This window comes from Glutamicibacter arilaitensis Re117, assembly GCF_000197735.1.
Taxonomy (GTDB): Bacteria; Actinomycetota; Actinomycetes; order Actinomycetales; family Micrococcaceae; genus Glutamicibacter; species Glutamicibacter arilaitensis.
In genome coordinates, this window is record NC_014550.1 from 1,047,331 (window position 1) to 1,062,021 (window position 14,691).

The following is a 14,691-nucleotide window of genomic DNA, read 5'->3' on the forward strand; positions in this document are numbered from 1 at the left end:
CGGAGGGTATTAATCCAGTGCCGGGACATCAAGGTTTGATGAAGATCTCAGTTACTGATTTGCGTTCATGCGGGATAATGGATGGGTGACGACCCTGACTGATGCGCCAACCAACACTCCGACCCTCAAGCTGCCACCGTTGCAGCTGGGCAAGCTGACCATTGATACCCCGGTGGTTCTTGCCCCGATGGCTGGGGTGACCAACCGCGCCTTCCGCCGCCTGTGCCGCGAATACGGCGGCGGGCTGTACGTGACCGAAATGGTCACCGCCCGCGCGCTGGTGGAACGCAACCCTGAATCATTGCGCATCATCTCGCACGATCCCGACGAGGAAATCCGCTCCATCCAGATCTACGGCGTGGATCCTGGAACTGTGCGCGCTGCGGTACGCATGGTGGTTGATGAGAACCTTGCCGACCACGTTGACTTGAACTTCGGCTGCCCGGTCCCCAAGGTCACCCGCAAGGGCGGCGGCTCGGCCCTGCCTTGGAAATCAGACCTGTACACCTCGATCATCGAGGCAGCGACCTCAGAGGCGGCCAAGGGCGATATCCCGCTGACCGTGAAGATGCGCATCGGCATCGACAAGGACCACCTGACCTACCTGGAGTCCGCCAAGATTGCCCGCGACCACGGCGCCGCGGCAGTTACCTTGCATGCGCGCACCGCCGGGCAGTACTACGCTGGACACTCCGACTGGGACGCCATCACGACCCTGCGCGAAGCCATGGATGACATGCCGGTGCTGGGCAACGGCGACATCTTCAGCGCCGAGGACGCCATTGAAATGGTTGAGCAGACCGGTGCCGCCGGCGTCATGGTGGGCCGTGGCTGCCAGGGCCGGCCATGGATTTTCGGCGACCTGCAGGCGGCCTTCGAGGGCCGTGAAGACCGTTTCCGCCCGGGCGTGCGCAAGGTCGCTGACACCGTATACCGCCATGGCGAACTGCTCACCGAGTTCTTCGAAGACGAGGGCAAGGGCATGCGCGATATCCGCAAGCACATCGCCTGGTACTTCAAGGGCTACCCGGTAGGCGGCGAAATCCGCTCGCAGCTGGCCCAGGTGCCATCCCTGGCAGTGCTGCGCGAACTGCTGGACCAGCTCGACTTGGGCCTGCCGTACCCGGGCGAAGCCGCTGAAGGCACCCGTGGCCGTGCCGGGCATCCGAAGAAGACCCACGTGCCCGATGGCTGGCTGGATAACCGCGTGATGTCCGATGCCCACCGTGAAATGATCAAGGCCGCCGAGCTGGATATCTCCGGCGGCTAGCCAACGCCGGATAATCACGGCTACGCCACTAGTGGATAACTCCTCAATGCTGGCAAAGAGTTACTAGACTAGGAACTATGACTCAGATCCCCGGATATACCGAAGCCGACCAGCAGCGGTGGGTGCCTGAACCAGCAAAGAAGTCCTACCGTACTGCCTTTGAGCGTGACCGCGCCCGCGTGCTGCACTCTTCGGCCTTGCGCCGTTTGAGTGCCAAGACCCAGGTTGTGGCGCCGAACCAGAATGACTTCGTGCGCAACCGGCTCACCCACTCCTTGGAAGTGGCCCAGGTGGGCCGCGAGCTCGGTGCGGCACTTGGCTGTGATCCGGATGTTGTCGACACCGCCTGCTTGGCGCACGACCTGGGTCATCCGCCCTTTGGCCACAATGGCGAGAAGGCATTGGACAAGGCCGCCAAGGACATTGGCGGGTTTGAGGGAAATGCGCAGACCCTGCGTTTGCTCACTCGCTTGGAAACCAAGACCTTCCGGCATAACGGGCATTCTGCCGGGCTGAACCTCTCGCGCGCTTCACTGGATGCAGCGTGCAAGTACCCGTGGCTCAAAGCCGATGCGCCAGAGGTCAACGGCAAGAAAACCAAGAAATTCGGTGTCTATGAAGATGACGCGATCGTCTTCAACTGGCTGCGCAATGTTCCTGAAGCCACCGCCGGGACTGTTTGCATGGAAGGCCAGGTCATGGACTTGGCTGATGATATTTCCTACTCGGTTCACGACGTGGAAGATGCAATTGTCGGAGGCAAGCTGCAGCTGCGCTGGCTCAACCAGCAGCTGCAGCGCGAACGCGCGGTGCAGGTCACCCAGGAGTGGTATCTGCCCGGCATCGACGAGGCAGATATCGACGCTGCCTTGCGCCGGCTGGAAGCCAGCGAAGAATGGGTGGCGCATTACGACGGGTCGCGCCGGTCGATGGCGGCCCTGAAGGACATGACCAGCCAATTCATTGGCCGGTTCGCCTCGGCGGCAATGGATGCCACGCGGGCGCGCTTTGGCGAAGGGAATCTGACCAGGTACAACGCGAGCCTGATCGTGCCCGAAGAGACCGAGCATGAGATTGCAGTGATGAAGGGCATCGCGGCCAGCTATGTGATGACCGACGAGGTGCGCCAGCCGCTCTACGCGGATCAGCGCACGCTGCTGGCTGAACTGGTAGAGCTGCTCTTCGAGACCGGCAGGGACAATCTGGAGCCGATCTTCGCCGCGGATTGGGATGACGCAGCCGATGAGGCCGCCCAGCTTCGCGTGGTGATCGACCAGGTCGCCTCGCTGACTGACATTTCAGCCACCGAATGGCATTCGTATCTGGTCAAGGGCGAAGCCCCAGAGACCAAGTTGTTCTAGAAGGGAATCATGGCAGGGCTGATCAAGCGTGAAGACATCGACGAGGTGCGCAACCGGGTAGACCTGCGCGAGGTCGTCGAATCCTATGTCACGCTCAAATCTGCGGGCATCGGCTCGTATAAAGGCCTGTGCCCTTTCCATGATGAGCGCAGTCCTTCTTTCCACATCCGTCCGCAGCTGGGAACCTTCCACTGCTTCGGCTGCGGCGAGTCCGGCGACGTGATCGCCTTCATCCAGAAAATGGACCACTCCTCATTCACCGAGACCGTGGAACTGCTGGCCGCACGCATCAACTACGAACTGCATTATGAGGATGGGGGACCGGGCCCGCGCCGCGAGGACTACGGCAAGCGCCAGCGTCTGGTCGATGCGCACAAGGTCGCCGAGGAATTCTTCCGCGCCCAGCTGGCTACCGAGGAAGGATCCGCTGGACGCGAGTTTTTGGCCGGCCGCGGCTTCGACCCGGAAGTGACCGCCCAATTCTCCGTGGGCTATGCACCCAAGGGCTGGGACGCGCTGCTCAAGCACCTGCGGTCCAAGGGCTTTGCCGATGATGAGTTGAAGCTGACCGGCATGTTCTCCGAGGGCAACCGGGGAATCTATGACCGCTTCCGCGGACGAGTGATGTGGCCGATCCGCGACCTGTCCGGTGCCACCATCGGTTTCGGTGCACGCAAGCTCTACGAAGATGACCAGGGCCCGAAGTACCTGAACACCCCCGAGACCTCCTTGTACAAGAAGTCCCAGGTGCTCTACGGCCTGGACCTTGCCAAGAAGCAGATCTCCAAGAGCCGGCAGATTGTCGTGGTGGAAGGCTACACCGACGTGATGGCCTGCCATTTGGCCGGCATCACCACTGCGGTGGCTACTTGCGGTACCGCCTTCGGCACCGACCACATCAAGATCGCCCGCAGGCTGCTGCAGGATGATGGCACCGGGGGAGAAGTGATTTTCACCTTCGACGGCGATGCTGCAGGCCAGAAAGCCGCGCTGCGCGCCTTCGAAGAGGACCAGCGCTTCATTGCCCAGACCTATGTCTGTGTTGAACCAAGCGGCGCTGACCCTTGCGATCTGCGGCTGCATCGTGGAGATGAAGCGGTCCGCGAACTGATCGAGCTCAAGCGGCCACTGTTTGAATTCGCCATTCGTGCAGAGCTGAAGAAATTCAATCTGAACACCGTTGAGGGTCGAGTGCAGGCACTGCGCCAGACCGCCCCGATCGTCGCCCAGATCAAGGACTCGGCCATCCGCCCGGCCTATGCCCGTGAATTGGCTGGCTGGCTGGGCATGAACAACGAGGACGTCAACCGTTCGGTGGGTGCGTCGATCAAGCGTGCCCGACTGCCGAAGAACGCTGAAGCGCAGGCACCGCGCCCGCAGCCTGGAGAGGCTGAGCAGGCGCTCCCGGCTGCACCGGCATTCGAGCGTCCGGACCACCGCGACCCGGTGATGCGGCTTGAACGCCAAGCCCTGGAGGTCGTGATCCAGCAACCTCAGCGGTTGAAGGATGAGCAGTGGCAGGCATTCTACGAGGCCCGGTTCCTGGCCCCTGCGCACTCTGCTGTCCATGATGGCATCGTGGCAGCATCCAGCGCTGGGGCATCTGCGACCTCTTGGGTTGAAGTGATTCGCGACGAGGTTCCCGAGCAGTTGCGCAGCTTCGTTTCGGAGCTGGCGGTGACCAGCATTCCGGCCTCGGATGAACACAGCCTGAACCGCTACTGCGCCGACATCATCAACGGATTGATTGAGCTTCAAATCACACACCGCAAGGCTGAGCTGATTGGCCGGTTGCAGCGTGCTGAAATGATGCCCGAGGGTGAAGAATATGCCCAGATCAACCGGGAACTGATGGAATTGGAGATGCGCCGAAGGATCCTTCGCGGAACCTAGGGTGCCGATTTTGCATTAGCGGAAATCTTCGGTAAAGTTATATCTCGTTGCATTCCTCCATAGCTCAATTGGCAGAGCATTCGACTGTTAATCGAAGGGTTACTGGTTCAAGTCCAGTTGGAGGAGCTTACAGAAAAGTTCCGGCTCGCATCTGCGAGCCGGAACTTTTTATTTTCGGCTGAAAAGCCCGGAATCCACGAGCCGTGCATCGGGGCCATCTGCCGGGCATGCCGGTGCAATTTTTCCCAGTAGCAGTCAGTTCGCTGGGTTCCACAAGCGCCGGGATTCCAGATACCAGAAGTACGAGAACAACCCGATCTCGAACCATTCGACAATGAACAACGCTTCTTCAATGCCCAGCGCCAGCAGAATCGGCCAGCCAATCAGCCCGAGCAGCATCAGCACCAAGACGATTGCATAGTGGGTCTTCTTGCCGCCGCTGGTATCCATCGAGCACAGCGGCCTATGATCCAGATGGCTTGCAATGGCGATGCCCATGGAGAATATCAGCAGGAACGCGGCGCTGGCATGCACTCCGGCGAACTGCTCGCCTTCGATGGTCCGCCACAACAGCAGAAGGACAAAGGCGATCAGGAGCATGGTGCTGAGCAATCCCAGGATTTTGGTCAAGTTGCTCTGGAACAGCGCGCGGTGCGGAGCGTTGCTGGTCCGGATTCCCAGCCAGACGAAAACCACGCTGACGACGAGTACCGCAATGACCGATACCTGCACGGAGAAGATCAGCCGCCGTTGCTCGCCGATTGGCAGGTCTGCCAGCGTTTCTCCCAGCCTGGTGGGGACCACTGCAACGAACATGGCGTAGAAGCCGGCTAAATTCAGGGCCAAATCTTCCATCTCTTCTCCGGTATAGACCACCAGCAGCACCCCGGTAGTCACCAGCATTGCGACGAAGAGGTCTCGTGCCGGTCCCAGGTAGTAGGAACTCAGTGAGTCTTCGATGCGCTGGTTTGCAATGCCATAGATGACAATGGCGACGACGAGGAGCAGGGGCACCACGAGCAGCATCAGGCGCACATAGCGCAGCGTGCTGCGACCTGGAGAACGTTCAATTGAAGTGGCCATGACTGCATTCTGTAATTAATCGCCCGGGTTGTGCGAACGGCCCGCCAAGGGCACGAGAATTCTCGGCAGAATCGCAGGCAACGAACCGCGGAAAGCTAAATTGTCGGTGCGCAATGACAAGCTCTTGACGAGTCAATAAAGACTCCGAATCGGCGGGAGCAGTCATCCGCTTGAGCCGATCGTCGACTCGGCGCCAGCTTGGCGCCGTCTTCACTCGAAGGAAGCTTTCATGTCTGTACAAAATCCGCTCGACCCGAACGTGGTGCCGCCGGCGCCCCAGACCAAGACCACGGCAGGCAAGGGCCTCGGCATCGCGGCCCTGGTCGTCGGCATCGTTGCCTTGGCATTGTGCTGGGTGCCGATCGTCAACAACATCGCTGCAGTGCTCGGCTTCATTGCGCTGGTGCTCGGTGTCATCTCGCTCATCGTCGCCTCCAAGCGCCGTGGCAGCAAGGGCTTGGGCATCGCATCGAGCATCATCTCCATCGTCGCCATCATCCTGGTGTTTGCCACCCAGGCAGCCTACGTGAAGGCGATCGACGAGGTTGCCAACGATATTGCCGACGCCTCGGACGGCGAGGTGGCAGCCCCGGTGGAGGTCATCGAGCAGGCCAAAGATGAATCACAGGTACTGGCCTTGGGTGAGGCGGCTACCGTTGGCGAGTATTCGGTGAACGTCAGCGCAGTGGACCTGGACGCCGGAGCAGAGATCGCCAAGGCCAACGAGTTCAATGAGAAGGCCGAAGGGCAGTACGTCCTTGTGGACCTTTCGGTTGTCTACAACGGAGACGAAGAAGGTGATGCCTGGTTGGATCTGAATCCAGAACTCGTGGGATCGGATGCCAGCATCTACAGCACCGGCAGCGCGACCGTGATCCCCGCGAAGCCGGGCATGGACCTGCCTACCTTGGCCAACGGCGGCAAGGGAAGCTACCAGGTAGTCTTCGACGTGCCGGCCGAGGCCGTGGAAGATGCGAAAATCCGCGTGAGCGAGACGATCTCTTTCTCCGATGAATCGGTGCTCTGGGCTACGAAGTAGCTCGCATTCGCAGAGGCTCCGCCATCCAATCAAGGATGGCGGAGCCTCTTTTTTGTGCCGCTTTTCATTCGCGCCAACACCTCAAGAGCCTTGCATCCGCGGACCTCGTTGATTGCCTGCCTTCTTCAGTGGCCGAAGGCCAACCAACAATTGTTACAGCACCAAGAACATGGAAATCTGCGGGATTGAACAAATTTTCATGAAATTCTCCGCGACTCAGAGTCCGGGGGAAAGCGCGAGATCACGGGGTTTTTTAATGTTCAAAACATGATTCGTCGCATATTTCTCATCCTCGTCGTGCTGGCCGTGCCAGCGGGACTGGCAGGTGCCAGCCAGGCTCTTGCCGACAAGGCCAATCCGCCCATCCCGCATCATGAGCCAATCGTTGTCCAGCTCTCTACCGCCCCCGCGCCACATGCTGCAAAAGTGCAGGGCCAGGAGCGAGGCAGCCATGACTGACCTTCAGGAAAACCAAGGATCAACAGTTTCGGCGCGTCTGCGCATTGTCGGCTGGATTGTGCTGACTACTGCACTTGCGCTGCTGGCGGTGACAGCTTCGATGCGTTCGATCATGTCCGGCCAGGTTGCCGAGTCCGCCAACGTGGGCATCGCGCAGGAAATCGAGGAGTTCCGGACCTTCGCGGCTGAGGGGCTGGATCCGAAGACGGCCCGGCCATTTTCCTCCATGGACGAATTGATGGAACGCTACCTGGCCCGCCAGCAGCCAATGGCCGGGGAAGCGATCATCGGCCAGGCCAATGGCCGAGTGCTCGCCGCAGGAACCGCCGCAAACCAGGCCGGGAGCTGGCTCGCTGAAGATCCGGTGCTCCTGGGACGGATTCTCGATGACGCAAAGCCCTCTGGAATCCTGGAAAGCAACCACGGGACGGTCCGCTGGGCGAAAGCCGAGGCGAAGGATGCTTCCGGAGCCAACGGAGCTGGTCACCAGGCCCACCTGGTCGTTGCGCATTTCATCGGCGGTGCCCAGGAAGAAGCGGACCGGCAGGCAACCATGCTCTTTGGCGTAGCTGCCGGGGGACTGGCGCTGACGGCGGGAATCGCCTGGCTGGCGGCCGGCCAGATCATGCGTCCCATCCGCACCATGAGCGAAACCGCTGCATCGATTACGGCCAATGACCTCTCGGCCCGCGTTCCTGTGGAAGGACGAGACGACCTGGCGCAGCTGGCCAGCACGTTGAACGCAATGCTTGACCGGGTTGAAGCTTCGCATCTGGCCCAACGCCACTTCATTTCCGAAGCTCGCGAGCACCTGGGAAGCCCCCAGCGCAAGCTGGCTGCCGCCCTGCAGAAGCTCAACGAGGAAGAGGTGCCCCGGAAGCAACGCGGCAGGATCATCAGCACCGCGCAGGCGCACATTTCACTGATGGGGCAGACGCTTGCCGACCTGGAATTGCTGGCGCAAAGCTCGGACCCGGACTTCATCCAGCGCCGAATGGTGCCCGTCGGCGAAGTCACGGCGGACGTTGCCGCGGCAGCCGCCCGCCCGGGCGCCTACCCGGACCGCCAATTCCGCATAGCCGAGTCTGCCAAGGCCCAGGCGTGGCTTGATCCGCTGCGCGTTGCCCAGGCCATGCACCAACTGATCCAAAATGCCGTCGCGCATACCGAGGATGGAGAAAGCATCCGGATCGGTTCTGCCGCAGCAAAGGGCATGGCCAGCTTCTGGGTTGCCAACGATGGACCGGCGTTGGACCCGGACCAGGCCCGTGCCCTGCTGGAAAACTATCGCAGTGCCCCGGAAGCCGGCCAGCAGGGATCCGGCATGGGCTTGGGCTTGGCCGTGGTGAAAGCGGTCGCGCAAGCCCACGGCGGCACGGCCTGGGTGGAATCCGGAAACGGCCACGGGACCAGTTTCGGATTTTCCCTCCCGCAAGCTGATGCCGGACAAGGCATCCGCTGCGAAGAAGAATTCGCCCAATCCATGGCCAGCAGCCTGGGCGGTGAGTCATGAGCATCAAGCCAACTGCGCCACGCTCGGGATTCCGCTACACCGCCCAGCGGTCCATGGACCAGGCCGCGGAACAGGGCAACGCCGGTGCGGCACGAAGCCGCTGGAGCAAGCAGAACGCAGCGCGAATCATCGCCGCACTGGTCTTGCTGGGCTTTCTCGGCTGGTGCGCCTATGGAGCCTTCGGCCCAGATGCGGGGACAGTGCAGGCATTGCCAGCCCAAGGGGCCCTGACCCTGGCGGTCTTCGCCTTGGCCATCTGGCTCTGGGTCTTCTCGCCAGTAGGCGATACCTTTATCGCCTTGGGCGCAGCAGTGGTGCTGGTGCTCATGGGCGTGCTGCCCGAAGCCGACCTGTTCTCCTCGCTGGGAGAAGACACCATTTGGCTCTTGCTGGCCGCCTTCGTGATCGCGGCGGGGATCACCGCCACGGGACTGGCTACCCGCGCCGCAGCATGGATAGCCGCAGGGGCGAACACCCCGCGGCAGCTGATCCACCTGACTACCGGCGTGCTGGTGGCTACCGCATTCGCGGTGCCGTCCACTTCCGGGCGCGCGGCCCTGGCCATTCCGGTCTTCATTGCCCTGGCCAAGGCGCTGGCGGATCGCCGCCGCATCGTCCTGGCCCTGTCCCTGGTTTTCCCCTCGGTTATCCTGCTTTCGGCAGTGGCATCCTATCTGGGCGCCGGAGCGCACCTGATCACCAGCCAGATCCTCGCCACCGCGGGCCATGAAGGATTCTCCTTCGCCGGCTGGCTGGTCTACGGATTGCCGCTGGCTTTCGTTTCCTCCCATCTGTGCGCCGAGCTGGTGCTGTGGATGTTCACCCGCAAGGAGGACCGCGCAGAACCGCTGGCGGTGGGCATCGAGCGGCTGCAGCAGTATTCGCCGGTGCCGCTCTCGGGCCCGCTCACGGTGGGGCAATCCAGGGCAGCGCTGCTGGTCTCGGCTGTGGTGGTGCTCTGGTGCACCGAGCCCCTGCACCAGCTCCATCCCGCCATCGTGGCCCTGCTTGGTTCATTGCTGGTAGCCAGCCCGGGATATGGCTCTGTAGGCCTGGCCAAGGCATTGAAGGCGGTGCCGTGGTCGATGCTCATCTTCATGGCCGCGACCCTTACCCTGGGCACGGCGCTCGCCGGAAGCGGAGCCGCCGAATGGCTGGCCCGCAAGGTGCTTGGCCCCGTCGAGCAGCTCGGCGCTGCCGCACCCTGGGTCTTCACCGTCCTCGTGGTGGTGGTCTCTGCCACGGCGCATCTGGTCATCCAGTCCCGTTCGGCCCGCTCAGCGGTGCTGATTCCGCTGGTGGTCTCGCTGGCCCCGGGCGTCGGGGTCAACGCGGTAGCCATTGCCCTGGCTTCCACCGCCGCTGCCGGTTTCTGCCACACACTGACCAGCAGCTCGAAGCCGGTGAACCTGTTCTCCGAGATCGAGGGCATCGAAACCTATAAGCCGGCAGACCTGCTGCGCCTGAGCGCGGTGCTCGGACCGCTCATGGTCCTGCTGGTCCTGGTCTTCGCCTTCTGGATCTGGCCGGCCATGGGGCTGCCGCTGTTTCTCTGAACCACCTCGTAGCTTCACATCTCATCGCATTCATCCTCACTGAAAAGGACAACGAATCATGGCACACGCACTTCCACAACGCATCCTGGTCGCCCCTTCCGGATTCAAGGAATCCCTCGACGCGGCGGCAGTCGCGGCGGCCATCGGCGCCGGGGTTCGCCGGGCCTTGCCCGGAGCCACGGTCAAGGCAGTGCCCATCGCCGATGGCGGCGAAGGCACCGCAGAAACCTTGGCGTGCGCTACCGGCGGCCACCTGGTGCCAATGGCAGTCACCGGTCCGGTCGGACAGCAAGTCGAGTCCCACTACGCCATGCTCGGTGGCGAAGCGGCCGGAACGGCAGTCGTCGAAATGGCCGCCGCTGCGGGCCTGCGGCTGGTTCCCCGCGACCAGCGGGATCCGGGAACCACCACCAGCTACGGTGTGGGCGAGCTGATCGCGGCCGCCATTGATGCCGGGGCCTCCAAGATCCTCGTGGGCTGCGGCGATTCGGGTACCTCGGATGGCGGCATGGGGGCATTGCAGGCGCTGGGTGCACGACTCCTTGATGCCAACGGCCATGAGGTCAAGGCCGGCGGCAACTACCTCGGATCGGTGGACCGGTTGGATCTGTCCGGCCTGCACCCGGCCCTGGCTGCCGGGAATGTCCGGATCACCATGGCGCTGAACCTGCACAATGTGCTGACCGGCCCGCGCGGAGTGGCCCGCGTTTTCGGTCCGCAGAAGGGGGCAACTCGGAACAGGTCGAAATCATGTCAGCAGGTTTCGAACGCTGGGCCTCGACCCTGCGGCGCGATGCGCTGGAGTCCTCGCGCTCCACGGATTTCGCTTTGGCCCCGGGGACGGGTGCTTCGGGCGGGCTGGGCGCTGGCTTGGCGGCGGTGGGGGCGGTGCTCTTGCCTCGCTTCGAGGCGATCCTGGACTCGGGCTTGGCCGGCATCGATCTGGACTCGATGCTGCGCGGAGCGGATCTGGTCATCACCGCAGAAGGCGCCATCGACTTCCAGACGCCCAAGGGCAAGGTGCCGGCGGAGGTAGCGCGGCGCGCGGCGCTGCATGGGGTGCCGGTAGTGGCCCTGGCAGGAACTCTGGGCCGCGGCTGCCGAGACGTGCACGATATCGGAATTGACGCCATTGCCTCGATCATGCCGATCCCGATGACGCTGCAAGAAGCAGTGGATGACGGGGAACGGCTGCTGATCGAAGCGGCCGAACGCTTCATGCGCACCATCATTCTGGGTGCATCAATGGCAGCAGCCCGGCTCAGCCCGCGCGAGGCTTGGTAGCAGCCAGCGGACTCGCCCTGAATAGGAACAGGCGTGCTGTCTTGCTAGAGCACGTAGGAGGCGATGAGCTGAGAGAGGGCCCGGACATCAACTTTGCCCTTGAACTCCAGACGAACTTTGCCCAACCCGCTGAACCACAGGTCCAGCTCCGCATCCAGATCGAAGGTTCCAGCTGTTTCAACGGAGAACGACTGGACTTTCGAATACGGTAACGAGGTGTAATCCCGCTTTTTGCCGGTCATGCCTTGCACATTGACGGCGATGAGTCTCTTGTTGCTGAAGACCACGTAGTCGCGTGCACCCTTGAAAGCGCTTAGTAGCTCTTCGCCAGTGACCATCATGGGTACGATCTCCGGTGCGACTTGTGAAAGGTCCCATGGGCCCAATTTGAAGACAGAGGAATTATTGAAATCAATCATGTAAAGAGCGTACGAAGGATGAGGGACAAATAGGCGACGACTGATTTCCCGAATCATGGCTGAGAGCCCAACTTGTCGGTACTTTCAGGTACGGTGAAATAATCAAATCTTCAACCAACAATGGGGGTCAGCGTAAATGCAACTTCGATCAAAAGTAGACTTCAGCACTGCGGTAGAAGATGTAAGGGACTATTTCGGGACCATGGGAAACGGTCGGCCCAAGTATTCTGGATCGCGCTTTGAAACTCTTGGTGAAGGTGTCGATACTGATCCACATCGAATCACTGCGACCGACTTGGTGGCGGTATCGATGCTCTCCGTTGACGTGCCAGCGCAGGCTTCCTTGGGAATCCTCGAAACGCTAGCCGAGCAAATCAGCGAATTGCTGTCCCAGATTCCGCAGGACTTGAAGTTCGAGAATTTGACGCCAGAATTATTCGAGAAATATCTCGATGAGGGATCGCCTGCGGATAAATTGTGGTCGCTTCTACGGCAACATGAAGACCCTTGGAAGGTCGGCCAAACCACGGCAAGCAAGATCATGGCTCGCAAGCGGCCGGACTTGATTCCGGTTTACGATTCGGTTGTCAAAGCAGTTGCCGGGATCGAAGGCAGTGGAGAACAATGGATCGTTTGGTACTCCGCCTTCCACGACGGTTCTTCCGAGGCCGCGGAATTTGTAGGCAAGCTCAGAGCGATCAGGGCTGAGGCCGGCCAACCTCATTTGTCGTTATTACGAATTTTGGATATTGCATTATGGAAGCAAGGAAAGCGCGAAATAAGGCATTTGTAGATCGCGCCTAGGGCTTGGCCCTGAATAGAAACAGGCGTGCCGCCTTGACCGTTGACAACGGCGTTCAAGGCAGCCGCCTGCTTTTCGCGTATTCGCTAGAGCTCGATAGCCGCCACGGCTCGAACAGCGCGGGCAGCCTCGGCGCCCTTCTTGAGAAAGTGCTCGAAGTAGAAGGTCTGGTGCTCATCGTTCGAGTGGAAGTGATGCGGAGTCAGGCTGACCGAGAAGGTTGGCACATCGGTATCCAGCTGTACTCGCATCAAGCCGCCCACCACTGCCTGGGCAACGAAATCGTGGCGATAGATGCCTCCGTCAACCACGAGGGCTGCGGCTACCACGGCATCGTACTTCCCGGTCTTTGCCAAGCGCTGGGCCTGCAGCGGCATTTCGTAGGCGCCGGGTACGCTGACGACATTGATGCTGTATTCCTGCCCGGAAGCTTCCATCTCGGCCTTGAAGCCTGCCAGCGACTGGTCGACGATATCCGCATGCCAGCTGGCCTTGATGAAGGCGACGTTTAATGGCTTGCTCATGAGTTGCTCCCTGATTCTGCGTGCAAATGTCTAGGACTTTTGATCCAGCCTAGTGGCGTGGGTCTCCATGTAATAAATGGGGAAGGGATCTGCGTAACGATTGAGCCGGTTCAGCGCCAGCCCATCAGCGGAGCCACGTGCTTGAGCACTGATTCGATGACGTGGGCGTTGTAGTCCACGCCGAGTTGGTTCGGGACAGTCAGCAGCAACGTATCCGCCGCGGCGATGGCCTCGTCCTCGGCGAGTTTCTTGGCTAGTTCATCTGGCTCCCCGGCATAGGACTTGCCGAAGACCGCACGGGTCTTGGCATCGATGTTGCCGACCTGGTCCGAGCTGTAGCGGTCGCGTCCGAAGTACTGCCAGTCGCGCTCGTCGGTCAGCGCGAAGATACTGCGGCTGACCGAGACGCGTGGTTCGCGCGCGTGGCCTGCTTCCTTCCATGCATCGCGGTAGAGCTGGATCTGTTCGGCCTGCTGGACGTGGGAGGGCTTGCCCGATTCATCGTCCTTAAGCGTGGAGCTCTGCAGGTTCATGCCCAGTTTCGCGGCCCACACGGCCGTGGCATTGGACCCGGAACCCCACCAGATGCGTTCGCGCAAGGTGTCCGAATGCGGCTCGATGCGCAGCAGGCCCGGTGGATTGGGGAACATCGGCTTCGGGCTGGGCTCGGCGAAGCCCTCTCCGGAGAGCACCTCGAGCAGCCGCTCGGTGTGCCGTCGTCCCATGTCGGCATCCGACTCGCCCTCGCGCGGTTCGAAGCCGAAGTGACGCCAGCCGTCGATGACCTGCTCGGGCGAACCGCGGCTGATGCCCAGCTGCAAGCGGCGGTTGGAAATCAGGTCGGCGGAGCCGGCATCTTCAGCCATGTACAGCGGGTTCTCGTAGCGCATGTCGATCACGCCGGTGCCGATCTCGATGCGGCTGGTTCGCGCGCCGATGGCAGCCAAAAGGGGGAAGGGGGAGGCGTACTGCTGGGCGAAATGGTGCACGCGGAAGTAGGCGCCGTCCGCGCCGAGCTCCTCGGCAGCGACCGCTAGGTCGATGGCCTGCAGCAGGGCGTCCGACGCGCTGCGGGTGCCTGACTGGGGGTGGTCGGTCCAATGGCCGAAGGACAAAAATCCGATGTTCTTCATGCTTGAGGCAACAAGTAATCTCGGGAGGATATTCCGCCGTCCGGGGCGTTTGGCAATCAGTGCGCCAGGATAGGGCTTTCGGGTCGGTGCCACCCATTGGCCTCTTCCAGTGCGGACCAGATTGCGTCAAGGGAGAGATCAAGTACGGAAGCGACGGCAGCGATGGTGGAGAATGCGGGAGTGGCTACACGTCCGGTCTCTATTTTCCGCAGGGTTTCGGGGGAGAGTCCGGCTTGGAGCGCGACATCAAGGATGGTTCGTTCGCCGCGTGCCTCTCGAAGCAACGCGCCGAGGTTCTTGCCCTGTTCGATTTCCCGGGCGGTAAGCGGAAGTCTGACCATAATAAGATCATTAT

The 14,691-nt window shown here is 61.4% G+C and carries 13 protein-coding genes, 1 tRNA gene and 1 pseudogene; 10 read left to right on the plus strand and 5 right to left on the minus strand.

Features of this window, described 5'->3' with window-relative positions; genetic code table 11:
• Positions 1 to 67 precede the first annotated feature (67 nt).
• From dusB to AARI_RS05280, 4 genes are all read left to right on the plus strand, one after another.
• Positions 68 to 1,270 (plus strand): tRNA dihydrouridine synthase DusB, encoded by a 1,203-nt coding sequence (dusB, locus tag AARI_RS05265; protein ID WP_049862570.1) that lies wholly within the window; start codon positions 68 to 70, stop codon positions 1,268 to 1,270.
• Positions 1,271 to 1,347: 77 nt separating this feature from the next.
• Positions 1,348 to 2,631 carry a deoxyguanosinetriphosphate triphosphohydrolase gene (locus AARI_RS05270; RefSeq protein ID WP_013348296.1) on the plus strand — a complete coding sequence of 428 codons (1,284 nt, stop codon included), beginning with the start codon at positions 1,348 to 1,350 and terminating at the stop codon, positions 2,629 to 2,631.
• 9 nt (positions 2,632 to 2,640) lie between these two features.
• Positions 2,641 to 4,524 carry a DNA primase gene (gene dnaG, locus AARI_RS05275; protein WP_013348297.1) on the plus strand — a complete coding sequence of 628 codons (1,884 nt, stop codon included), beginning with the start codon at positions 2,641 to 2,643 and terminating at the stop codon, positions 4,522 to 4,524.
• 53 nt (positions 4,525 to 4,577) lie between these two features.
• A tRNA-Asn gene (locus AARI_RS05280) sits at positions 4,578 to 4,650 on the plus strand.
• A 129-nt stretch (positions 4,651 to 4,779) separates the two neighbouring features.
• On the opposite strand, the gene AARI_RS05285 is transcribed toward AARI_RS05280, so the two are convergent.
• On the minus strand, positions 4,780 to 5,607 hold the full coding sequence (locus AARI_RS05285) for a hypothetical protein (RefSeq protein WP_013348298.1): 828 nt from the start codon (positions 5,605 to 5,607) through the stop codon (positions 4,780 to 4,782).
• 229 nt (positions 5,608 to 5,836) lie between these two features.
• On the opposite strand from AARI_RS05285, the gene AARI_RS18495 reads away from it, so the two are divergent.
• The 5 genes and pseudogenes from AARI_RS18495 to AARI_RS05310 all read left to right on the plus strand — a co-directional run bounded on the left by AARI_RS18495 (position 5,837) and on the right by AARI_RS05310 (position 11,458).
• A complete protein-coding gene (locus AARI_RS18495; RefSeq protein ID WP_013348299.1) occupies positions 5,837 to 6,646 on the plus strand; it encodes a DUF4352 domain-containing protein in 810 nt (269 codons plus the stop codon).
• 267 nt (positions 6,647 to 6,913) lie between these two features.
• Entirely contained in the window at positions 6,914 to 7,105 is a 192-nt protein-coding gene (locus AARI_RS19840) for a hypothetical protein (RefSeq protein WP_162094119.1), read from the plus strand.
• On the plus strand, positions 7,098 to 8,618 hold the full coding sequence (locus AARI_RS05300; RefSeq protein WP_013348301.1) for an ATP-binding protein: 1,521 nt from the start codon (positions 7,098 to 7,100) through the stop codon (positions 8,616 to 8,618). The genes AARI_RS19840 and AARI_RS05300 overlap by 8 nt, the downstream gene beginning before the upstream one ends.
• Positions 8,615 to 10,174 carry an SLC13 family permease gene (locus AARI_RS05305; protein ID WP_013348302.1) on the plus strand — a complete coding sequence of 520 codons (1,560 nt, stop codon included), beginning with the start codon at positions 8,615 to 8,617 and terminating at the stop codon, positions 10,172 to 10,174. The genes AARI_RS05300 and AARI_RS05305 overlap by 4 nt, the downstream gene beginning before the upstream one ends.
• 58 nt (positions 10,175 to 10,232) lie before the next feature.
• Positions 10,233 to 11,458: pseudogene (locus AARI_RS05310) on the plus strand (glycerate kinase family protein).
• A gap of 44 nt (positions 11,459 to 11,502) precedes the next feature.
• Here the strand turns inward: AARI_RS05310 and AARI_RS05315 are convergent.
• Positions 11,503 to 11,877: a PH domain-containing protein gene (locus AARI_RS05315; protein WP_013348303.1), complete on the minus strand. Its 375-nt coding sequence runs from the start codon at positions 11,875 to 11,877 to the stop codon at positions 11,503 to 11,505.
• A gap of 136 nt (positions 11,878 to 12,013) precedes the next feature.
• On the opposite strand from AARI_RS05315, the gene AARI_RS05320 reads away from it, so the two are divergent.
• On the plus strand, positions 12,014 to 12,670 hold the full coding sequence (locus AARI_RS05320; RefSeq protein WP_013348304.1) for a DUF6308 family protein: 657 nt from the start codon (positions 12,014 to 12,016) through the stop codon (positions 12,668 to 12,670).
• Positions 12,671 to 12,765: 95 nt separating this feature from the next.
• On the opposite strand, the gene AARI_RS05325 is transcribed toward AARI_RS05320, so the two are convergent.
• The 3 genes from AARI_RS05325 to AARI_RS05335 all read right to left on the minus strand — a co-directional run bounded on the left by AARI_RS05325 (position 12,766) and on the right by AARI_RS05335 (position 14,677).
• The gene (locus AARI_RS05325) at positions 12,766 to 13,203 is read right to left on the minus strand and encodes a 6,7-dimethyl-8-ribityllumazine synthase (RefSeq protein ID WP_013348305.1); all 438 of its coding nucleotides are present in this window, start codon (positions 13,201 to 13,203) and stop codon (positions 12,766 to 12,768) included.
• A gap of 110 nt (positions 13,204 to 13,313) precedes the next feature.
• On the minus strand, positions 13,314 to 14,336 hold the full coding sequence (locus AARI_RS05330) for an LLM class flavin-dependent oxidoreductase (protein WP_041648544.1): 1,023 nt from the start codon (positions 14,334 to 14,336) through the stop codon (positions 13,314 to 13,316).
• Positions 14,337 to 14,392: 56 nt separating this feature from the next.
• Positions 14,393 to 14,677, minus strand: a complete 285-nt coding sequence (locus AARI_RS05335; protein ID WP_013348307.1) for a helix-turn-helix domain-containing protein — start codon at positions 14,675 to 14,677, stop codon at positions 14,393 to 14,395.
• Positions 14,678 to 14,691: the final 14 nt, after the last annotated feature.